This is a genomic window from Bdellovibrio sp., assembly GCF_036384735.1.
Lineage (GTDB): Bacteria > Bdellovibrionota > Bdellovibrionia > Bdellovibrionales > Bdellovibrionaceae > Bdellovibrio.
In genome coordinates, this window is record NZ_DASVLT010000052.1 from 53,722 (window position 1) to 75,899 (window position 22,178).

Sequence of the window (22,178 nt, forward strand, 5' to 3'; positions counted from 1 at the left end):
GATCCTAAATGCTATGAATTCACAAGTTAAAGTAGCAATCACAGGTGGTCCGTCCGGGGGAAAAACAACCCTCATTGAAACTCTCAAAAAAGAATTAGGCCAAAAATGTGCCGTTGTTCCTGAAGCGGCCAGTATATTATATCGCGGTGGTTTTCCGCGCTTCAAAGAATCCCAAGGCGTCATCCACGCACAGCGTGCGATTTATTTCATTCAGCACGAGCTAGAAGATATGATCTGCAAGATGAGTCAAAAAAGTCTTATCGTTTGCGATCGCGGGACATTGGATAGTTTGGCGTACTGGCCTGAAGGCGCACAACATTTCTTCGCGGAAGTACAAAGTTCACGCGAAAAAGAACTAGCTCGCTATGATTGGGTGATTCATCTGGATACAGCAGATACGGATTTCTATGACACTTCAAATCCAATCCGTACGGAAAGTTTTGAAGAGGCTTGGACTTTGAATTCAAAAATCAAAGAAGCATGGGCCGGTCACCCCCGTCGCTTGATCATTCCTCACAACGCCGACTTCTTATCCAAGATCACAACCTCTCTGGCTGTCATCCGCGCTATTCTTGCACACAAAAACGCCGACGAAATTACGAAGGAGCTTCTCTAATGAAATGCAGCTTGTTGACCCTTCTTGTCTTGCTTTCGCCGATCGCCTCATTTGCGCAAGGAAAAGCACCGGAAACGAAGCCACTGCTGTTTCCGGCCGACAAAAATAATTTACAAGTCCTGCCTCAACGCTTTGAATATTCTTTGTGGGATGAAAATCGTTTATCAGTAGGCGACGTCTTGATTGACTCGACTCAAGTGACTTTCAGCCTTGAACCTTCCAAAACAAAAGCGGGACAATACAGCATTCGCTTCACTTGGCCTGCAGGTCTTCTTAAAGAAGGTCAGCTTTCAATTAAAAATAACTCTGGTAAGGCCATCTACAGTGCTGATCTCGAAAAAGGCACTGTGAAATATTATCGTGGCAGACCTATGGCCGATCGCGAGAATCTTCGCTCTGACATTGCCTCTTATACGGTGCCAGCCGTTGATGCTCAGACTATTTCAACCATGAAGCTTCTTCCCTTCATGGTCTTCTGTATCTATCGCGAGGCAGAAGGCACTCGCTTGTATTTGTGCTCAAAGGAATTGTATCTAACAAATCAAAATGGTCAGATTGTCGTTCGGCCGCGCAATCCCGCGACTAAGACAGCGCAAGTTGAAATCAACGGGACCGTTGTCGGCAATCAAGGCATTATCTACCTGAACGACCGCAATGAGGCGGTCAACTTCCGCGCTCAAACAAAATCTGGATCGACCCTTGAAATTGAAACTCGTCGTAACGACGTGGATTTCAAAGATGCGGTGGAAGATGGCAACAACATCATCTTAACTGCCTCAGGTGCAGAGCCTGTTGATGAAAACGCCATCAAACGTCTGTCGCCAACAGATTGGCAAGTGGTTCTTCCCAAAGAACGTCCCATTGTGTTTCTCAAGGGTGATGGCGACATTCCAATGCGCCAAGAATTCAACATCAAAGGCCCATTACCACAGGAAAAATTCCGTCCCTTCACAAGCAGTAAAGCGGCGACAAAAACCTATGCGTCCTCTTTGTCATTGCAAGTTTCCGCGCCAGCAGAAGGTCAAATATCTGCAGACCCGTCAGATGCCAATGCTCACTTTGAACAACAAGGCTCCGGATATCGCTGGTCTTTAACTGGCATCCCGTCTGGTGAAGACAGACATTACCTCACGGTTCAAGAAGGCGCGAACACATTCTATGCAGCTTACGATACAAATCGCGGCTCTCCATTTGACTTGTATTTAGGCGCAAGCTACTCCGCTCCCTCAGGTCTTTTGAATGCGGATCTGGGTGGCCAATGGTGGATTGAAAACTTCCTGCTCATGAACTCTTCATGGAGTCATTTGCATTGGGGTCTTGGTGTGGATCATGTTCAACACCTGACGGATAAGGCTGATTTTGCGAAAGTAGATCTAACCACGATAGAGCTTTTATGGAGGGCTCATGCGGGCTTCAACATGATTGATGAAACCTGGGGTTTGATGCTTCCATTCCAAATCGTGAAGGGTGATAGCGATAGCACAACAATGTTCGGCCTAGGTGCCTTCTGGCAAAAGCAGACAAAGAAAAAATCATGGCTTCGCTTCATGAACTGGTCCGAGGTGAAACTTCACTATTACCTTGGTTCTTCCGGAAATTTCAAAGTGAAGAATGCTTACCGCCTCGAAGCCGATGCCTATAAGCAGTTCTCACCAAAATCCAAATGGTATCTGCGATATGGCTTGGGTCTTAGCCAATACAAGTATGACCCGTCAGCTGCGAAAGAAGATATGCAGCTGGATATTAATGCTGCCGCGTTATGGAAATTCTAAACAAAAAAAGAGAGTCATTAGACTCTCTTTTTTTGTTTATCCTTTTAATTATTTCTTCTTAAAGAACCCTGAAACCATTTCCTTCAAATCCATATTGAAGACGTCTTGTTTCTTTGTTTGCGCACTCAACATCGACAATTCTCGACGAGCCGGGATGAACGATGAATCCATAGCCACACTCTTCTCGAGAGATTTACGAGCTCCCACGACATCGCCCTTGGCTTTATTAAATAAACCAATCACGAATGGGAACAAAGCATCGTAACGTTCGTCTGGTGGAACTTGCAGAAGCTCTAGCTCTACTTCCTTCAACATGGCCATCTTACGAGCCGGATCGACCGGCGCCCCCAGTTTAGCCCATGAATTATAGATATGGATCTGATGAATCTGCGGACTCAATTTTGTAATTTCATTCAATGTCTCGAGAGCCTTTGCAAATTGATTCAGTTGCAGTGACTTCTTCACCTCTTCCATCAAAGAACCTGCGCGAAGCCTTGCTTCGGCCTCTGTACGTTGATTGGCTTGGCGCATTTGATCGATTTGATTTGTATCTTGAGCCACGGATGTGGCTTCACCAACAAGTTTTTTAACCTTGCTCCACAATACATGCACTTCCGATGTTGGATCGGCAGGCTCATCGCCAATAACAGTCAGAAACTCTTGTAGCATATCGCCTTGAGATCCCACGCCACTATTATCTAGATATGCCACGACTTGGAAACCTGTTTTACCATCCAAGTCCGCCCAGATTTTCTTCAACGCATTCAATTGCTCTTGTGGAGACTTGAACGCCGATTTCTGAGCAAACACCACCAAACCTTTTGTAAGCAGGAAGTGAATGGCTTTATATACAGCAAGCTCGTTGTAACCTTTTACATCTAATAGCTGATTCAACGTCACTTGATTGTTCAAACGCCCCACAAGGCCGTCCAAAGATTTAATCAAAGACATTTGCAATGCAGGATGATCATCGCGGAAAGTAGGACTTTTCACAATCACATTCCCTGCCCACATCATGTAAAGAGACTTCAACCAATTCACTGTAATTTTCGAAGCAATCCAGTCATGTAGATAGAACGCCAAGGTATCCGCATCAATACTTGGATTTGTCATATCTACTTCTGCCGAGGCAAAGTTCACGCGGATTTTTTGATCCACAATGGTGCGCACCAAGCGAATGTTCATTTGCTCCATCAAAATTAAGTCAAAGGCATGAGGACTTAGTTGATTGTTTTGGATCAGGAAGTTGCCAATGCGGCGATTGTTCTTGTCACGCAAAGCCGCCTGCACGTCCGCCGGAGTCGCATAACCACTTTGAATCAACATCTCACCTAAGAACGTCGTTTTATCATCAACGTCCACTCCGACGATATTGCCATTGCAGAAAGAAATCCCCGAAACAGAACCGTCAGCATTATAGATATTTAAATAGCCACTGCTCTTTGTTTCCACTAGCAAAGAGTACAAGAACGGTAAGTCGAAGCCGCTCACTTCCTCTACCGACTCGATGACTTACGCTTTTGGCGATTCGTCACTTTCGGATTATCAAACATCTGGTATAAAAGTTTACGCGCGCTGGCTTCTTCTTTTTTGGGAGCTTCCTCTTTTTTGACCAGCTTCAAAACATCGGTCATCTCAAATGGCTTCCGCAAGAAAGCAACGGCATTTGTTTTCTGACTCGCCTCTTGGATAAATTGCTTATCCGTGTAGATACCGCTCATCAAAATGACTTTGAAACGATTTTGTGGATAGGCCTGACGCGTGCGTTGGATAAAATCCAAGCCGGTCATTTGCGGTAAAAGACAGTCACAGAATAAAAAATCCAATTGTGTGGAGGAAATAACAGTTGTGGCATCATCAGGTCGTGACGCCAAAAAGACTTCATGACCGTCACGGCTGAAAACTTCCTTCAGTGCCGAACCGACGGTTTCATCGTCTTCCAAAATTAAAATCTTCGATTTGTTACTATCCACGTGATTCTTTTCGGATTTCCCGAAGCATATATAAAGGACAAAACGAAGAAAGCGGGCCATTCACTGGACCCGCCCTTGAAAAACTAGACCTATGTCTTGATGGAATTACAGTTACTTCTTATTTATAAACTTAAAGTATTTAGATTCGATAACATCCATTTCCATATCATTTCCTTCGTCGTCCTTAACGGCCGCCGGAGGAGTCACACCCGAATCTGAAAACTCTGTCCCATAACGGAACAAGACATTCTTTTCAGAACCCGCATCATCGTTGTAGTACGGAACAAAGAACGAAGCCACTTTACCTGTCGCCGGCAAGAAACCATCAACCATGTTGATTTGATCGACAATCACCTTGGGGCAATTGCTGAAAGTAACCGGAGCTGCACCCGCAGTACCTATCCACTTGATCCACTCGCGAATACCGCAAGAGTTGATGCTCTTAATATTCGATAACTCAACTTCAACTGCGGGATTTCCTTGTAAATTGAACTGAGAAAAATCCACGTCTTCGTCAATGGTGCCAGCCATTTGAACAGTCAATTTATCCGCTGCTTTATTCATCTTAACGTCAAGTTTACCCATGCAAATCTCCTAAAAATACAGAACTAATAAACTTTAAATAACACCATCATTTTTTACTACAAAAAAGGTCACGTCATCGATCAAAGGCGCTCCTTGACGATGAGCCTGAAAGCTACCTACGAATGTATCGACAGAGTCCGCGACGCTTGGATAATCCTTATTTGCAGCGATCAGGGCTTTAATGAATTCCCTTTCTCCCCAAGCTTCTTTGCCTGGATTTTGGATGTCAGGGATGCCGTCAGTATAGAAGAAAACAGCATCGCCTGCATCTAGCTTGATACTCGTTTCCTCATACTTGGACTCGCGAGATTGTCCCAACCTGGGATTATTCACTTCATTCAAAGGAATAAGATCTTTTTTCTTAAGTGGTCCGTCGCTTTTTTTCATCAAGAAGGGCGCTTCGTGAGAAGCATTACAATAAACCAACTCACCTGTTTGCAAATCAAAAGATGCCAAGAAGAAGGTCATCATAATGCGACCCTTTGAAACGTCGTAAATAGAGCGATTCAAAAGTTCCAAAGCTTGTGCCGGAGAGATGTTCAATTTCTCGATAATCGTCGAAGCTGATTTCGCCGCACTTGTGATCAATGCCGCCGGAGCTCCGTGCCCTGTTGCATCCCCAATCCACAAGAAGATTTTATTCCCAACTTGACAGTAATGCCACCAGTCGCCGCCGCACTCAGAAGCAGGCTCGTAGTAGCCAGCGATTTCCAACGGACCAATCTTCGCACGAGTCTCGGGGAACAAAGTCTCTTGCACCGTCTTCGCTGTCTGAAGCTCGGATTCCATACGGGCTTTTTCAGCGGTTTGCTCCATCAAACGAGAAACCTCTGCTGCCATGATATTGAAATTGTCAGCCAAGCTTCCAACTTCATCTGTTGAATCCACTTTCACGCGAATGTCGAAGTTGCCTTCAGAAACTTTTTTCGTAGCAGCAAAAAGTTCTGTCAGTGCATGAGTCAAGCCACTTGATGCGAAAAGACTGATAATCACCGTGATGGAAATCAAGATACCGAAAAAGATCAAAGATTTGCGAATCAAGATTTGAACTGCACTTAAAGCTTTTGATTTTTCAACTGTTGTTACAACAGTCAAATCACCAAATCCTGCTTTAGAAAACGACACTAACAAATCTGTGCCATCAGCCCCTTTTACAGTTTCAGCACCTTGAGCCACTTGATTGCCCGTTTGTTGTCCCAAGAATGCCGGCGTCACGATTGTTTGCAGGCGTTGACCTGGCATATTCTCTGGACCAAACAAAACCGTTCCGTCACCTGAAATCAAGTACAACTTCTGCGAAGTCGCCGCACGAAACATCTCAGAGGCCTCGCTCATTTTCACAACAATAAAGAAAATGGTGTTGCGTGTTTTATTTTCGTTACTTACTTTTTCGAAAATGAAAACACGGTCATCGTGGTAAGGAACTCTCATCACACGCCCATTGGCATCTGCATCACGCAAGAATCCTTGGAACTGAGGACCTAGTGCTGTCACCGGCCCCGCTGTCGAACCCTGAACTTTTTCAAGCTCAGCCGCTTTCTGATAGCCTCCATTTTGCGGAATGAACACGCCCACGTTTTCAAGGTTGAATTCATTTTGGAAAATCGATTCAGCAACGGAGGTGAATTTTTGATGAAGAAGGTATTCCTGAAAGATCGGCTTTGTCGTACTCAATACACCATTGAGCTGTGTCTTAATTTGAGCCGCCATTGTTCCTGACATCGTGCTTGAAGCATCAAAAACGTAAGCAATTTTGTCCTCTTCAAAAATGCGCAACGCCAGTAGCAGGTACACCGTTAACGTAATTAATGGGATCGAGGTTAACAACAAAAGGATTTTGTATCTTATTGATATGCCACGTTTTTTCACCTGCTCAGTATGCCCTTTTACAAGAAAAGCGAAAAGAAATTCTAATTTTGTTGGGCCTAAGTCCGTAAATCTTCTGAACTTTCTTGCCGATGAGTGTTCAGTAGAGGTGTTATGTCACGTTTAGGAAAAACCGAGAGAATCATCTTTTCCGTCGCGATGCTGGTGCTGCTGGCATTCTCGTACTTCTTGTACGACGACTCTTTGCTATTCCCTAAATCACACAATGATAAATTGGAACTTATCGGTGACGTGGCTACTTCACAAAATGACGTAAGAAGAAAAAATTTGGATACATTCAGTTGGTTACCAGCGACTCGCAAGGACGCCATCTATCAAAACGACTCGATCTTCACCGGCGACGGTTCAGAAGCTGTTATCAAATTGGCCGACGGGACACAAATTCATATCGCACCGAACTCGCTCATCACTTTGAATATGAAAAATGGCCAGATGAACCTGGACCTTCGCTATGGTAATTTGACTGGTGAAATCGCTCAGGGCTCTTCCCTTGTCGTCAAATCAGGAACCGAAGAGTTCAAACTTGAAGGTTCTGAAAAAGCCAAAATCAATTTCAAAAAAGCCCACACCGGAACTGTGGACTTAAAACTTCTTTCCGGTAAGGCTCGTGTTACGGATTCCAGAAAAGCAGCTAAAACAGAGCTTACAAAAGATACTGTCGTCGCTGTCACTCAAAAGGGCGAAGTTAAACAGGTCGAAAGAACAAAGATCGAAGTTTATACGGCAGACACCTTCCTGTCCTGGATGAGAATCAATCCGGAACAGCCAATGAATTTCCAATGGGATAGCAAAGGTGACGTCGCTCGCTATGAATTCGAGATCGCACCGACTCAAGACTTTGGCACAACAGCCGTGACTAAGCTTTCTTCTGAAAAGAAAGTCGAAGTCACTGATCCTTTAGAGCCCGGTGATTACTACTGGCGCGTTAAAGCTTATGACCGCGGCGGTGAATTGGCAGCGACATCTATTCCTAGAAAAATGTCGATCAGTCATTTAGGCCCTCCTGTGGTTGTATCCCCAGCCAAAGCTTCAGAAATCAGCCTCGAAATGAAGGTCAAATCAGAAGCCGAGCTTGTCACAACAACAGAAATCAAATGGCAAGCACCTGCTCAACTGAAGAATTTCATCTATGAAATCGCTCAAGACTCTTCGTTCACCCAAGTTTTGAAGCAAGACAAGACAACAAACTTGAGTGCTTTGACTCCCCGCTTGCCAAATGGAACTTACTGGGTGCGCGTGATTGGACAAACTGCGAACAAGGAAAACTCTGCGTGGTCAGAGGCAATTCCGTTCACAATCAAATTGGTAGCGAAGCAAGCTCCTGCACTAGAAGCTCCCGTTCTTGTGGCAAAACGTATTCAGTTTAAAGTGCCATCGGGCAAAGATCGCAATCCAGCGGCAGAACAAGCTCCGAAAATGGAGTGGAAACCTGTGGTTCAATCACAAGGTTATAAAGTTCAAGTTTCTAAGGACATCAACTTCTCGAAAGTTGAAACATACGATGTTCAAAACACAAAAGCATTGTGGAGTCAGTTTAGAGGTGGCCACTCTTACTACCGCGTTTTTGCTAAAGGCGAAAATGGCGAATTGAGTGAGCCAAGTGCTATCGGTTCTATCAATGTAGAATTGAATGCTCCGACACTCCAGCCCTTAAAACCAATCTATGGAATTGGCGAGACTGCAACTCCGCGTGAAGCCAATGTCTATTGGTCCGAAGTTCCAGACGCAAAATCATATTTGGTTCAACTAGACAAATCAGATTCGTTCGCGACTCCACAACAGTACGAGTTCAAATCTGCTTCGGGTCGTTTGACAATTCCAAATCCAGGCGAATACAAAGTTCGCGTGCAAGCGTTGGATGAGCGCAACAAACCTCTAAGTGATTTTTCGAACGTCGAGGGATTAAAGTATACATTCCATTCTCCTCTTTTAACACCTCTGCCTCTTGAGCCGTACAACAACGTTTCTATCTTTTTGCAAAAGACCACAGAACCATCCATTTGGGTCGAGTGGAAGAAAGTGCAAGGCGCAGAGATTTATAAAATCGAAATCTCTGATAAAGAAGATTTCTCTCGCGTATTGATGACTTCAGCAGTGACTGGCAACCGCTTCCTTATCAAAGACAGAGTTCCACTTGGTAAATTGTATTGGCGTGTTCGCGCTCAAACAAAAGACGAGAGCGAAATGTCCGAGTGGACTGAAAGACGCGAATTCACAGTTTATCATCAGAAGAGCGAGACATTCTAAAATGAAGATTCAGTATTCCCTCTTCGACACCCTGCTTGAACCCGTCTTCGTTCTGAATGCAGAACAAAAAGTCGTCTATTGCAACGAAACAGCAGCCGTTGTCTGTGATTTGTCGATCCGTAAAATCACAAAGGGAATGAAGTTTCTCGAACTTTTCGAGTTCAGCGAACCGTTGGATGGATTAAACGACCTGATCAGCGTCACGGATCCAACTCCATATAAAGAAGTCACTTTTAAAACTTCCCAGGGCGGCGAAGGTAAAGTGCAAATCACTTTGCAACCGATCTTCGATTCCATGGGAGATAAAAACTGGATTGTTTTCGTCCGCGACGTAACTTTGGAAGAACGCCTTCAAAAGAAATATCGTGCGGAACTCGAGCAAAAAGAGGACGTCATCAAGGACCTTGAAGACGCCAAGGCTCAATTGGAAAACTACAGTAAAAACCTCGAAAAAATGGTAGCGGAACGCACGGCCGAGATTCAACGCATGAATCAAATGATGACGGCCCTGCTCGACAGTCTTCACCAAGGTTTCTTTATCTTCAATTCAGAAGGAAAAGTTTTGCCGGTTTCATCAAAAGCCTGCGAAACAACAATCGAGTGTCGTCCTCAGGGACAAAACATCTGGGAGGTTTTGAAACTTCCAGAAAAGAAAGTCGATGGTTTCCAAAAGTGGATGCAAACTCTTTTTATGGAAATGCTTCCATTTGAAGACTTGGCTCCGCTCGGTCCAGAGTCCTATCCGCACAGTGAAGGTCGCAATATCGCCCTTGAATACTTCCCGCTTCGTTCCGCCGAAGGCACAATGGATGGCGTGGTGGTTGTGGCATCTGATATAACATCACTGGTTGAAGCCAAGAAACAAGCGGAACGCGATCGTGAGTATGCAAAACTCATCATCAACCTTGTACAAAACAAAAAGGAAATCGGTCGTTTCATTCGTGAATCTCAAACCCTGCTTTCCGACTTGCAAAGCGGTTTGAAAGCCTCATGGGACCAAGCCGACACGGAATTCTTATTCAGACAGTTGCACACATTAAAAGGTGGCGCGGCATTGTTCTCGATCCAAGACATGGCTGAGCACTGTCACACATCTGAAACTTTGCTTGCAAATTTCAAAGAGGCCTCTTCGGCCGAAAGCTATGCCGCGATCCAAGCTGAAAGTGTGCATGTCGCTGAAACCTTCCAGAAATTCATCGCAAAAAGCGAAGAGGTTTTGGGCGGCTCTGCCCTTTCTTCAGAGCGCCAAATTGAAATTCCGGTAAGCAAATTCCAAAGTGCCTTGGAAAAAATCGACTCTGCTGTGAATAGCTCAGTTCCATCGCAAATTCTTTTGAATGAATTCGCAATGGAATCCGTGGGCTCATTCTTCTCTGGTTACAACGACGTCGCTCAACGAGTCGCGGAAAACCAAGAGAAGATGTTAAATCCCATCGAGTTCACAAACGCAGACCTTAAAGTTCTGCCAGAAATTTATTCGAGTCTTTTCGCCACATTCGTTCACTCATTCAGAAACTCGGTCGATCACGGTATCGAAATGCCGGGAGAGCGTGAAACAATGGGAAAACCTGCTGCGGGTTCTATCAAAGTTAGCTTCAACATTGCGGACTCTCGTTTGCTAATACGAGTCGATGATGACGGTGCCGGTGTGAATCCAGAAAAGATCCGTGAAAAACTTGGCAAAAAAGGCATCGACACAAGCAAGGAATCCGATCATGAAGTGATTCAGCATATTTTCGATAGCCAATTTTCTACTCGTGATCAAGTCACTGAAACTTCAGGTCGTGGCGTGGGCATGGATGCAATCAAATATGCGGCCGAAGAACTTGGCGGCAAGGTGTGGGTTGATTCCACATACAAAAAAGGGACTTCGTTGTTTGTTGAAGTCCCTTACATCACTGAATTTAATCCAAACAAATCAAGAACACTCAAAGCGGCGTAGTCACTACGCCTTGTTGTGCTTCAACCAGGCCGCTTTCAACTTATCTTCGAAAATTTTTGCAGAGAATGGTTTCACGATATACTGAGAAACACCGGCAAGAACTGCCTCAGTCACCTGATCGCGCTCTGACTCAGAAGTTAAAAGAACAAAAGGAAGATTCGTCCATTCTGCTGTCGCACGGACTTGTTTCAAAAGATCAAGCCCCTTCATCTTCGGCATATTCCAATCTGAAATCACCAATTGAATTTGCGAACCCGCAACATTGTTTTGCAAAAGAACTTTCAAACCTTCTTCACCATCGCCTGCTTCAACGATGTTTTTAAAACCCATCGCCTTTAAGGTGTTCTTCACAAGATCACGGATAGAAGGCATATCATCGATGACAAGGATTTTGGTTTCTGAAGGGAACATACCGAGTTACTCCTGTTGTTCCCCTATTCTAAAAAAACGCCCAAGAATCTCAAAGGTTCTTTATTGGCCTGGACTTTGAGCGGGAGCCAGCCACAGATAATTCGCACGGCTTCCATATTCGCCTGTAGGATCAATCTCGCTATGGATGTCCTCATCCGTTAAACCAGACGTATCCACTTGCGAGAACGTTAAAACGGGAGTCCCCGCCGGCACCCTGGCACGAATACGATCCGGCAAACCACCGCCGTACTGAACATGGAACTCACCCACCACGATCACAAGAACTTGATTGGGATGACTTGTAATAAAATTACCGGCATTCCAAGCCATCGTATCATCCCAAATAGACTGAGCCACAAAATAGCGGTCGCCCATATCAGGCGAAGGTAAGTGATGCCCCATCGATTCCAAGAAACGTTTCTTATAAGAATCACGGCCTAATGAAAACTGCGGAGGCAACAACGCCTTCTCTTCATCCGTCAAAGACTCAAGCCCCGACTTCGCCACTTTCCCCGTCAAGGTTCTTGGCGCATTCAAAGCAATCGTCTCGGCCCCTTCAGAAAGATTTGGAAACAAGGCTTGCTTACGATAAAAGTCGTAAGATGGAAGACCCCATTGGATCTTTTTAAGGAAGTCCGCTTCAGCCAACTGCCCCGCGCGGTATTGATTTACGAGAGGCTGATCCGTATATGTAAAAAATTCCAGTCCCACAGAAACCGTCAAACCCTTATTGCGCAATGCCTGCATGATAGAGACTTGCTGGTCTTGATGAACTTGAAGCCCATGGTTCTCGCCAATCACAACAATGGAGCCCGGCGACACAGAATTCAAAGATTCCTCTAAAGAGATTGGTTGAAGATCACTTCCACGCAAAATGCCCGTCGTTTGAGCATTTTGAGCCACGTCTCTCTGAACTTGAGCGTATGCGCAGGCTGAAAGTAGGATAAAAGCGATGGAAAGTCCGGCAGACTTCTTAAGTGCTCTCATTATTCCTCCAGAAGGAAAGGGAGAATCCCCGAAACTTGAAATTGTCTGTTGAAGTTTCGTTTTTCCTTTGATACCTTGAGCCCCTTTGAAAAGGTATTGTCATTTTTTCCGTATTACGCATGGCGATATTATTTCAATGAATTTAGGAATTTAGGCTCTGAGAAATCAGGGTGTTAGACAGGGGCATACAATGGCTAAAAAATCAGGAAGAATCATCATCACTCTCGAGTGCACTGAAGCTCGCGCCGAAGGCAAACCGGTTTCTCGTTACACTACAACGAAAAACAAAACTAAGACTCCAGGCCGTCTTGAGAAAAAGAAGTACAATCCAAATCTTAAGCGCCACACAATCCACCGCGAAACTAAGTAGTCTATGATTCTTACGGATCAGCAGATTCTTGAATTCATGGAAGAAGGCTCCATTAAAGTAGAGCCTTTCCGCAGAGAGTGCCTAGGAACGAACTCTTACGACGTTCACTTAGGTAAAATACTTGCAGTCTATGAAGACAAAGTGCTGGACGCAAAGAAGCATAACACAATTCGCACGTTCGAAATTCCTGAAGAGGGATTCGTCTTAATGCCAGACACCCTCTATTTGGGCGTAACTTCAGAGTACACAGAGACTCTGAAGCACGTTCCATTCTTAGAAGGCAAATCAAGCGTCGGTCGCCTTGGCATTGATATCCATGCTACAGCTGGTAAAGGCGATGTGGGTTTCTGCAACTATTGGACTCTTGAAATTTCTGTTAAACAACCCGTCCGCGTTTACACTGGAATGCCAATCGGTCAGTTGATTTACTTTGAAGTTAAAGGAAGCATCTTAACACCTTACAATGTTAAACCTTCTGCGAAGTACAACGATAAAAAGCCGCTCCCAGTGGAATCAATGATGTGGAAAAATTCATTCTAAGATTTCTTAAATTAACGATTTTCGCGACATTCGCATTTTCTGCGGTCTCCTGCTCGCCAGGAACCACAGATGACATTACGGGCCTTGATCCCTACCTAGTCAACTCGGGATCTTTCTCTCAATCAGATTCAAATACACTTGCTGGAACTGGAGCCGTTCGTTTTACCAATGTTCTAGGCGGCATTTACACGAACAATTCCTTTGCGTTGAAGGCGTCGTTAGATAGCACAGGTAATTCAGTGACTGTCATCATGAACTCTAGCAATATGGCGATGACATCTTCTTCGGGAGGGGTGGCCATCACATTCACTCGCTCTGGAGCAAACGTCGTTGGTTCTATCGCCGTGAATGGCAACTCGGCAGTCACTTTAAATGCCTCGAATTTATCTTTCTATGTCCCTACAGCGCTCGATGTGATCATCGACGTTCACAATATCTCTTCAAGTCGTGCCCATGTTTTGATTTGGCGTCGTGACGCTACAACAGTCTATACGGCAGCCAATGCTGATATCGATACCGATGTTTCAAGTGATTACACTGGAACTTATCCCGCAAGTGCCGGCGCCGGAGTTTACTACGGCCTGAACATCAATGGCGCCACTGTGACAGCGGCTCAACTGGGTGCAGCCCAAGTCGCTGAATAAAGCTTTCATAATCCAAATAGCAGGAACGAGTTCGAACGCCTTCCAACAATGGCTTAAAGTTTAATTTTAATTCTGAAGATCCCAACCCATTATGGGCTGGAATCATTTGATGTCACTGGAGGTGGAAGATCTTGATCGATATTTGGAACTTCCGCTGTTGGCTGTGCAGCTGTTTTATCCGCAACGTAACCAAGGATCTGCGCTAAGGCCGTACGATCAGCCCACACATCCATCTTATCAGCAGACTTCCCTTTCCACCTGAAGAAGTAGACAATTTTTTCTTTGAGCGTTTCTGGCGGTTTTCCGTAGTGAAGCATAAAGCAGAAGATCGACGGCAAATCGTCCTCACTGATAGATCCACTCTTAATTTGGTCTGCCGCAAACTGCATCAACAACCCTTTGAACAGTGGGAATGCTTTCAAAGCTTCGTATGTTGAAATGTAGCCGTCTTTATTTTTATCATAACGGGCAAACAACATCTCAACATACTGAACAACATGCGGAGCCAAGGTAATATCACCCAGTTTCGCCATTTTTTTAGAGTTCGGGACATAGCCCGCAGCTTTAAAGGCGTTTGTGATGTAACCATCCAAATCACCACTGGCGTTCGCTGTTTTCATGTACTTTAAAAAGTCTGGCGTCGCCACCATGTATTTAGCCATGGATCTTTTGTACGAAGACCTCGCACAATCAACTTTTACAAGCGTGGCATTTGTCGCATCGGCGGCATTGCCAAGACAGTCCTTCAATAGGTCCTTTTTCAAATCGCTATTGATATTTAATCCAGACCAGATCATTCCAATCAAATCTGTGATTTCCTGGTAGGAGGCCCATTGATCGCCGTTCGCATGAGCCGTAAATAAGTTTGCATCACGGAAGCGAGAAGATCCAAACGTCAAATTATTCTTATCCAAAAGTCCCATTTGCACAAAGATCACACGAAGCTCATTAAAGGCACTTTCAACTTCTGCCTGACTCGCCCCTTTATAAGTATTAATGCGATCCATGTCTGTCACAAATGAACGAATGGCCAAGCGAGAAATCGCACGATCAATATTCAGTTGCTGCAAACTTTTTTGGTTATACAAAGGATTCAGTTTGTTCGAGATGTACAAACGACCCGCGCTATCAACCACGGCTGGCGAAGGTGTATCCACCGATAACGCCAGTTCCTTCAAGCCGTCAGCCAGATGAACTGTGATACCTAAAGTCTTCACACCTTTGTTTATCACCGCAAGCAAATCAGAGCCCGAAATTCCATCTGTCGGCTTCCAATTGACAGAAAGATTCGCGATAAAGAGCTGCGTATCCAGCCAAACTTGCAATTCCTTGCGCAAAATCTCGATTGATTCAAAGTTCAGGGCATTCGGAACTACCCCGGCAATACGATGCTCGGGCGCAATTAAAACATTGTTTACAACAACTTTAACCAACTGATCCGCAGCATCTTGATCGATACCACTTGGCAAAAGATCGATATCAATCAAATCCTTCGCTACGGCAGAAAGCTCTGTACGAGTGATCTTATTGCCGTCTTTGATCTGCAAAAGATCATGGGCGATGTTCAAAGTTTGGTTAGCCATCACCGACAAATAACCGACGGGCTCAGGTTTATTCCACTTCTCATTTTTCAAGAAGTAGCTGTAGTACATATAGTCTGTATAGAAACGCGCCCCGAAACTCAAAACGATACTCCAGTGGCCTTTATTCAAAACAGAATCCGTACCACCCAAGATAATCTTTTTCGCATCGATCACCGTCGGCAAATACTTCTCGACCATCTTAGTGATCGAACTATCTTGATCCTTCGGCGGATAGAGAGCTTCAAATTCTTTCGCCAGACCTACGGCATCTTGAAGGTCGTAAGAGCCCTCAACCAAAACACCCAATTCACGCCCTGTGGCTTCCAAAATAAACTGGGAATCCATGAACATTTTTTGCGCATCATCGGAGCTGTAGAGACTCTTGTCCCAATCACCACCATAGATCGGCCAATAAGGCATAAAGCGTTCAACTAATGTCTTCAGACGACTGACTTTTAAACGGGCCGTATTGAAGTCAGCTGTTGTAAAGGAATCAGTGCTTCCTCCAAACAATAACTTTTTAACCTTCATCGCCTCAAAGACCAAACCGTCTGAGATTTTAAAGTCCGGCCAGATCTTAGATAATGTCAAAAGTAAATCAGTCACCTCGGCGCGGGAAACAATGCCTTCAGGTTTTTGTGCCGTCAAATCTTGAAAGACCGATAAAAGATCTTCTACAGTACGAGACACATAAGCCAAGCGATAACCCGAACCCGAATCATCTGTGGATTTAATAAAATAGTAATAGCGAAGATATTGAATATATCCGCGAGAGCCTAACAACGCAAAACGGCGCCACTCTGTGGGTGCCACAGAGTCCTCGTTGCCACCGGCTAAGGCCTTTTTGACCTTCTTAACCGCAGGCATGTACTTTTCCAGAGTGTGAGTGAACGCCCAGTCTTCTTCAAAAAACTTCGATAGTTCCTTCATCAAGCTGACAAAATCAGAAAGCTCGTAAGTCTGCCCGTTTTTTTCAAACAAGTCGGCCAATGTCTTACCGGCAACTTGAACTGCACCATTGGCATCTTCAAAATAGTTCATATCCGTTTGGATATTGTTTACTTTGCTAACAGACCAATTCATCGCAAGCACTTTCATGTAAGGATTCAACCCTACGGTGACCTTGCGAAACACTTCGAATGTTTCTGCAGCTGTATCTAGTTCTGAACGAGTAATATAATCGCGACCGCCACCGACAAGAAGCTGCTTAATCTTCATGAACTCTAATTGAAGTTCCGGAGAGATTTTTGTCTTTTTAGTCTTATCAAAGAAATTTGCCTCTAGGAAAGTCGCAATCTCTTGAGATGTATAACGGTCTGCCGTTTTACCACGAACATATTTTTTAAACTGGGCAACTGCGGTTCCTACGCAATCCCACAATGCATTTACGTCAGCCTCTTTGGCATCACCTAACACGTATTGCTTAACTGTCGGAGAAGCACCAGACAAACACTGGGTTCCCGAAAATTCATAAGCTGCCGTTGGAGGAGGTTGCTCTCCGACGCGGGCATCGCAGGCCGCAAGAAGCATCGCTGACAATCCCAAAAGCGTGATACTTTTGACTTTGAATTTAGAAAACATATGTCACGCCTCCGTAAAAACGGTCGTTGGCACGGAATTCATTCAAAAAACCCGATGTATCGTAGTTTTCATCCTCAACCCCAAGAACGTCTCCACCAACCAAAACGGCCCATTTTTGACTTGGGTAATAGAGGAACTCGGTGTTGAGCAGAGAACCTTTTTGATCATAATCGTATAGATATTTAAAGCGAGTCACAAATGGACGATTGAAGAACGTCGCCACTTGTCCTTCTAATTTCACTTGAACAGCGTCAGTAAACTTCAAACGCGAATCAAACATCGTAAAAGAATCTGGTGAACCGTTGGAGGTGATGTCTTGAATCCCTCCGCCCACAACTTTTAAATATTCAAACTGCACGGTAATAGGACGAACCAAGATATTCGCCATAGAGAAATCAATAGCTGTAGAATAAGCCTGAATCGGTTGCAGCTTTTGAATTGAAAGGTCACTATCGGGAAGAATCGTTTTGGGATCGTCTTGAAGATACGACATCACGGCCTTAACCGATCCATAGGTATAGCCCACGTCCACAGACCCCACCGTGTGATAAGTCACCTCTGGTGTCACAGTCACATCGACCTTATCTGCAGAGATGGCCTTGTAAGCCGCACGTTTTAAAAGCAATTCATTCACAGGCAAATAGCCGCCAGAAACAACAACCCATGGACCGCGCTCTTTGTTACCGATTCGACCCATCATTGCGGCCCCGCCGTTTTTCACAAGATCCAACTGATCCGGAATATCTAGCTTGTACGAGATGGTATTGATGTTGTTGTTAAAATCATAATTGCGTGAAGGGGGACGATACCAACGACTGTCAGAAGCAAGCCCCCCATTGTCTTCACGGATATCAGGTCCCATGTTTGGAATATTCACTGGCGTTGCGAAGCCAACGATCTCCCACCCCTGTGTGTTGTAATCGGCAAACAATCCCGTCAGACCTTCCTCTTCGGGACGAAGAGCATCGAGAGCATAAACAGGCTGCCACAAACCCAAATTCCAGCGGTGATCCATCTCACTCCAGTCCTTCTTTTTACGACCTGCAGAGACCGTAAAATTCTGACCGTTCGTTGCCACATAGGCTTCGTGAACCATGATGTGAGACTGTCCTTTACTAAAGAACGTCCCCGCCGCAGTGTCTGCTGCGAAATTCAAATACTGAGTTTCTTTAAGAACTGAAAGACGAGCTGAAAGAAGTTGTGAATACGTCAGCCCCGGTTGGTCCGGAACTGGCGTCAGATACTGCATGCTTTCCATGCGAATCTGTCCATAGACTTGCGCGGGCTTGGATGGCTTTTCCAGGGAAAGATCGCTCGCACTGATGCCTTCAGCCTGAGGTAATTTCAAGCTGGTACTTTGTGCTTTCGCTTTTTGTGTAAGCACCACGCTGGCTAGCATGGCCGCAAGATATGTCTTTCCCCTCACATAATCCTCTGGCTATAAGTCCAGGGGATAGAGAATAAGAAAAGGCCTCTTGAGTCAACGGAGCCCTGTGTCCAATCAGCCTCAGTTCGAATATATCGCACCTGAGAGTAAAAAAACGTCACCCCATTTGAAAAACTTTCTGCACTAAAATCTGCTATTTAGCATGCGTTTTAGAGCAGGTGCTCAAGGACCCATTCCGGGTCGTCCACGGGGATATCATGCCCTGCCCATGAGTGCATGTTCGGATGAAGGCCCCAGTGTTCGGCAATTTTGATGGAACAAGTCGGCGACACCAAGCGATCTCCATGACTCCCAAGAATCACAACATCGCCAGGAGCTTGTTCGGGGAAATGATAACGAGCTGCCGCCGCCAACTGGCGCAGTACGTTTTTCACCTGCACCGGATTTTCATGAGAATATGTTGTCATCGCCGCAAGCTCAGCCTCACGGCGTTCATGATTGTTGGTCACCATCGACAAAATGCCTTGCTCCCATTTCTTCGCGTCTCTCACCATAGCAAGTTTCAACGACGGCAAATAGTTATGCAGACCGTAACGATTATAAAACGGAGAAAAATTCGAAGAGCTCGTGCAAATCAGAAAAGCTTTCTTCACTTCATGAGGGTACTCTCGCATCCATTCGACCGTGACCATGGCCCCCAAAGAAATCGCAAGAATATTAAAGCTATAACCTTTGCGAACAAACTCGGAACGCGAGCGAAGATCTTGCACATACTCTGGCACTGACAACGGACTTGTCTCCGCGTAGCGCTCGCCATTTCCTGGCAGATCTAAAAATTCAAATTCATCATTGGGAAAATGCTCGCGAATTTTTTGAGCAAAGCTTCCCCAGTGTCCGCGCCCCCGCGCCAAACCACGAAGTAAAATCCATCTTCTAGTATTTGGCATACCACAACTCCTGAGCTTTATTTTCATATTCAGCGCTACGTTGCGGAGTCAGCTGCGCCCACTCCTCTGGCGAGCTCACAGCACGAATTAAAAATTCCATCAAAGTATTATGACGACGCAAAGTTCTTTTATGACGATGGCCAATTAATGGATTGAATGCTCCGTCGCTTTTAAAAATTTGCCATGGATTTTTCTTAAGCCACATCCACGACCCCATTTCTAAACACAATGGCAAAAACGGTTTGTTGCGTTCAACGCCGTGATGACGTTCGTAAATATAATCCCACAAATCACCGTGAGTCGTGTAGGTCCCCGCTTGTGGTTCCACACGATAAAAATGATGAGGATATGTACGTTCTAAAAGCTGATTAAATGAATAAACCAAACCAATTTCCGGGAATGGCTTTAACGTTTTTGCATAGGGAAACCACAACCGATCTTGCAGACCAAATCCAGAGTGTGAATCCACGGTGATCGCCAAACGACTTTCTGCAATTTCAGATTCCACGCCACGTACCATAGCCTCTGCTTCCAATTCAAGAGGGGCACCCAGTTCTCCGCGATACCAAGCGATTTTATTTGTGTAGCGATGACCTCCCAGAAGACGCGGCGGATGATCTGCTTCCACTGGAGCATTTCTCATCAAATCCACCCCTCGTGGGTTGGAGCGGGTTTTTCTATAAATACCGATGGGATTCACGGTGGGAATAAAAAACACACGCATATGTTCAAGCGTTCGCTGCAAACCTTTATCCCACGTGACAAGCTCTGAAAATGAATTCAGTAGCGCCACGGTCACTTGTGCGCCGATACGTTCAAGACCATGAACGCCCCCCACAAAGCCAAGCACTGGTGCTTGCGGATCCGTGGTACCAAAACTTAGTTTGTAGATGGGAAAGCGCAAATCGCGGGACTCACTGTAAGCCAACACTTCAGAGCGCACTGCCGAGCCAAGGCTCGCAATACGTTGTTCAACTTGTTCAATCTCAAGAAGTGATGGCATGAAAAACATTGTTGGCGAATTTTCTTCCAGCTCCAAACATTAACGCTTAAAGCCAGACCTTCCATTTGATCCCCTCCTTTCAAAAAGGTAGGCTTGCTTCAACAGGAGAAATGATATGATGAGTCTTGATACTCTTTTGGACAAAATGTGGGTCGATTATTGCCAATTAAATCCATCGGCAAAGCGCATTTACGATACTTTCGTCGGTGAAGGCGAAACGGTTATTAATGATCACATTGCTCTTCGTACATTCAACCATCCACGTCTAGGTATTGCTTCACTTGCTAAGCAATTCAAAAAATATGGTTACGTTGAAGCCCCGAATGAATACATCTTCACAGAAAAAAAACTTTACGCGAAACATTTCGAACACTCTGACGAGACAAAGCCAAAAATTTTCATTAGCGAACTTGAGCTTGAAAAAGTATCACCCTTTGTTCGAGAAACAATGACTAAACTGATCGAGAAAATTCCTCAGTCTGTCATCGACAGCGAAACATTCTCAATGTGTGGTCGTCCTTGGGAGATGACCTATTCGTTGTATTCTGATCTTGCAAAGGAAAGCGAGTACGCTTCATGGGTGGCTGCCTATGGTTTCCGTCCCAATCACTTCACAGTCAGCATCAACCACCTTAAAAAGTTCCAAGACATTCGTGAACTGAATGCTTTCTTGAAGTCAAAAGGTGTAACACTAAATGCTTCAGGTGGCGAAGTGAAGGGCACTCAAGCGGACTACCTTGAACAAAGCTCGACGATGGCCTCGGAAATTCCAGTACAATTTTCTGATGGCACTCACAACATCCCGGGCTGTTACTATGAGTTCGCAAAACGTTATCCAATGAGCAACGGCAAGCTCTATCAAGGTTTCGTCGCTAAATCAGCAGATAAAATTTTCGAGAGTACGAACAAAATGAAATAATAAAAAAGGCTCCGTCACGGAGCCTTTTTTTATTTTCAATTTTTAAAATTTCCTTACGCGACTTTTTTGATGAGGTGATGAAGAGTATCTTGATCCACAGGTTGGTCTTCCCAGGTTGGATGAGCCTGTAGAAACGTCGTCACCAACTGTGAATCGAACTGTGTCCCTGAACAGCGTTTGAGCTCTCCGTAAACAACTTCGTTCGGTAAACCTTTACGATAAGCACGAGTTTGCGACATTGCATCATATGTATCTACGACAAGAATAATGCGAGCAAGCAGTGGAATGTCATCTCCCCGTTTTTTATCAGGGTAACCCGTTCCATCGACGCGCTCGTGATGGCCTCGAATACCAGGTAAAATCTCGCTGAAAAACTTGTGAGCCGCCAAAGGCTGAACAATTTCTTCACTTAAAATCGGATGGCTTTTCATCACGGCCAATTCTGCCTCATCGAGCTTTCCCGGCTTTGCGATAATGGACTGGGACACACCCATTTTACCGATGTCATGAAAGAGGCCAGCGAATTCCGCCAGTTTTTGCTCATACTCATTAAGGCCGGAGTCACGGGCAAGCTTACGAGACATCTCACCCACGCGACAACAATGCGCATACGTCACCGGATCGACGATTTTCAATGCCTGCATTAGAGCTTGAGCTGAATCATAAGCCCAGACAGGAATATCTCCCCAGGTTGAAGACATTAGTTCCCCTTTCATTCCCTAATACACTTGTCGGACTCCCACTAAACAAACTTAAACGTGAGCAATCCATTCGCCTCGTCTCG

19 protein-coding genes are annotated in these 22,178 nt (G+C 45.0%); 8 read left to right on the forward strand and 11 right to left on the reverse strand.

Annotated features, from left to right (window positions below):
• The first annotated feature begins 13 nt into the window (after positions 1-13).
• Both VF412_RS16195 and VF412_RS16200 read left to right on the forward strand, forming a co-directional pair.
• Positions 14-616, forward strand: a complete 603-nt coding sequence (locus tag VF412_RS16195) for an ATP-binding protein (RefSeq protein WP_331340305.1) — start codon at positions 14-16, stop codon at positions 614-616.
• On the forward strand, positions 616-2,388 hold the full coding sequence (locus VF412_RS16200) for a hypothetical protein (RefSeq protein ID WP_331340306.1): 1,773 nt from the start codon (positions 616-618) through the stop codon (positions 2,386-2,388). The genes VF412_RS16195 and VF412_RS16200 overlap by 1 nt, the downstream gene beginning before the upstream one ends.
• Before the next feature lie 48 nt (positions 2,389-2,436).
• On the opposite strand, the gene VF412_RS16205 is transcribed toward VF412_RS16200, so the two are convergent.
• The 4 genes from VF412_RS16205 to VF412_RS16220 form a co-directional block, all read right to left on the reverse strand.
• On the reverse strand, positions 2,437-3,879 hold the full coding sequence (locus VF412_RS16205; protein WP_331340307.1) for a response regulator: 1,443 nt from the start codon (positions 3,877-3,879) through the stop codon (positions 2,437-2,439).
• 5 nt (positions 3,880-3,884) lie between these two features.
• A complete protein-coding gene (locus VF412_RS16210; RefSeq protein WP_331340308.1) occupies positions 3,885-4,361 on the reverse strand; it encodes a response regulator in 477 nt (158 codons plus the stop codon).
• A 111-nt stretch (positions 4,362-4,472) separates the two neighbouring features.
• The gene (locus VF412_RS16215) at positions 4,473-4,946 is read right to left on the reverse strand and encodes a hypothetical protein (protein WP_331340309.1); all 474 of its coding nucleotides are present in this window, start codon (positions 4,944-4,946) and stop codon (positions 4,473-4,475) included.
• Positions 4,947-4,979: 33 nt separating this feature from the next.
• Complete coding sequence (locus tag VF412_RS16220; protein WP_331340310.1) at positions 4,980-6,776, reverse strand: SpoIIE family protein phosphatase; 1,797 nt, start codon at positions 6,774-6,776, stop codon at positions 4,980-4,982.
• Between the two features lie 150 nt (positions 6,777-6,926).
• Between VF412_RS16220 and VF412_RS16225 the strand changes: the two genes are divergently transcribed.
• Entirely contained in the window at positions 6,927-9,080 is a 2,154-nt protein-coding gene (locus VF412_RS16225) for a FecR domain-containing protein (RefSeq protein ID WP_331340311.1), read from the forward strand.
• 1 nt (position 9,081) lies between these two features.
• Positions 9,082-11,022, forward strand: coding sequence for an ATP-binding protein (locus VF412_RS16230; protein WP_331340312.1), 1,941 nt, complete (start codon positions 9,082-9,084; stop codon positions 11,020-11,022).
• A 3-nt stretch (positions 11,023-11,025) separates the two neighbouring features.
• Here the strand turns inward: VF412_RS16230 and VF412_RS16235 are convergent, their stop codons facing one another.
• Entirely contained in the window at positions 11,026-11,433 is a 408-nt protein-coding gene (locus tag VF412_RS16235; RefSeq protein WP_331340313.1) for a response regulator, read from the reverse strand.
• A 60-nt stretch (positions 11,434-11,493) separates the two neighbouring features.
• A complete protein-coding gene (locus VF412_RS16240) occupies positions 11,494-12,420 on the reverse strand; it encodes a ChaN family lipoprotein (protein ID WP_331340314.1) in 927 nt (308 codons plus the stop codon).
• 190 nt (positions 12,421-12,610) lie between these two features.
• On the opposite strand from VF412_RS16240, the gene rpmG reads away from it, so the two are divergent.
• The 3 genes from rpmG to VF412_RS16255 are packed head-to-tail and all read left to right on the forward strand — an operon-like array spanning position 12,611 to position 13,974.
• Complete coding sequence (rpmG, locus tag VF412_RS16245) at positions 12,611-12,790, forward strand: 50S ribosomal protein L33 (protein WP_331340315.1); 180 nt, start codon at positions 12,611-12,613, stop codon at positions 12,788-12,790.
• 3 nt (positions 12,791-12,793) lie between these two features.
• Positions 12,794-13,330 (forward strand): dCTP deaminase, encoded by a 537-nt coding sequence (dcd, locus tag VF412_RS16250; RefSeq protein WP_331340316.1) that lies wholly within the window; start codon positions 12,794-12,796, stop codon positions 13,328-13,330.
• Positions 13,312-13,974 (forward strand): hypothetical protein, encoded by a 663-nt coding sequence (locus VF412_RS16255; protein ID WP_331340317.1) that lies wholly within the window; start codon positions 13,312-13,314, stop codon positions 13,972-13,974. The genes dcd and VF412_RS16255 overlap by 19 nt, the downstream gene beginning before the upstream one ends.
• An 89-nt stretch (positions 13,975-14,063) precedes the next feature.
• Here the strand turns inward: VF412_RS16255 and VF412_RS16260 are convergent, their stop codons facing one another.
• The 4 genes from VF412_RS16260 to VF412_RS16275 all read right to left on the reverse strand — a co-directional run bounded on the left by VF412_RS16260 (position 14,064) and on the right by VF412_RS16275 (position 20,475).
• A complete protein-coding gene (locus tag VF412_RS16260; protein ID WP_331340318.1) occupies positions 14,064-17,138 on the reverse strand; it encodes a hypothetical protein in 3,075 nt (1,024 codons plus the stop codon).
• Positions 17,128-18,564 (reverse strand): transposase, encoded by a 1,437-nt coding sequence (locus VF412_RS16265; RefSeq protein WP_331340319.1) that lies wholly within the window; start codon positions 18,562-18,564, stop codon positions 17,128-17,130. Before VF412_RS16265 ends, VF412_RS16260 begins: the two co-directional genes overlap by 11 nt.
• Positions 18,565-18,734: 170 nt before the next feature.
• Entirely contained in the window at positions 18,735-19,472 is a 738-nt protein-coding gene (locus VF412_RS16270; protein WP_331340320.1) for an alpha/beta hydrolase, read from the reverse strand.
• The gene (locus VF412_RS16275; RefSeq protein WP_331340321.1) at positions 19,459-20,475 is read right to left on the reverse strand and encodes a M14 family zinc carboxypeptidase; all 1,017 of its coding nucleotides are present in this window, start codon (positions 20,473-20,475) and stop codon (positions 19,459-19,461) included. The genes VF412_RS16270 and VF412_RS16275 overlap by 14 nt, the downstream gene beginning before the upstream one ends.
• 115 nt (positions 20,476-20,590) lie before the next feature.
• On the opposite strand from VF412_RS16275, the gene VF412_RS16280 reads away from it, so the two are divergent.
• Positions 20,591-21,394 (forward strand): DUF1338 domain-containing protein, encoded by an 804-nt coding sequence (locus VF412_RS16280; protein ID WP_331340322.1) that lies wholly within the window; start codon positions 20,591-20,593, stop codon positions 21,392-21,394.
• 53 nt (positions 21,395-21,447) lie between these two features.
• Here the strand turns inward: VF412_RS16280 and VF412_RS16285 are convergent, their stop codons facing one another.
• Complete coding sequence (locus tag VF412_RS16285) at positions 21,448-22,095, reverse strand: HD-GYP domain-containing protein (protein WP_331340323.1); 648 nt, start codon at positions 22,093-22,095, stop codon at positions 21,448-21,450.
• Positions 22,096-22,178: the final 83 nt, after the last annotated feature.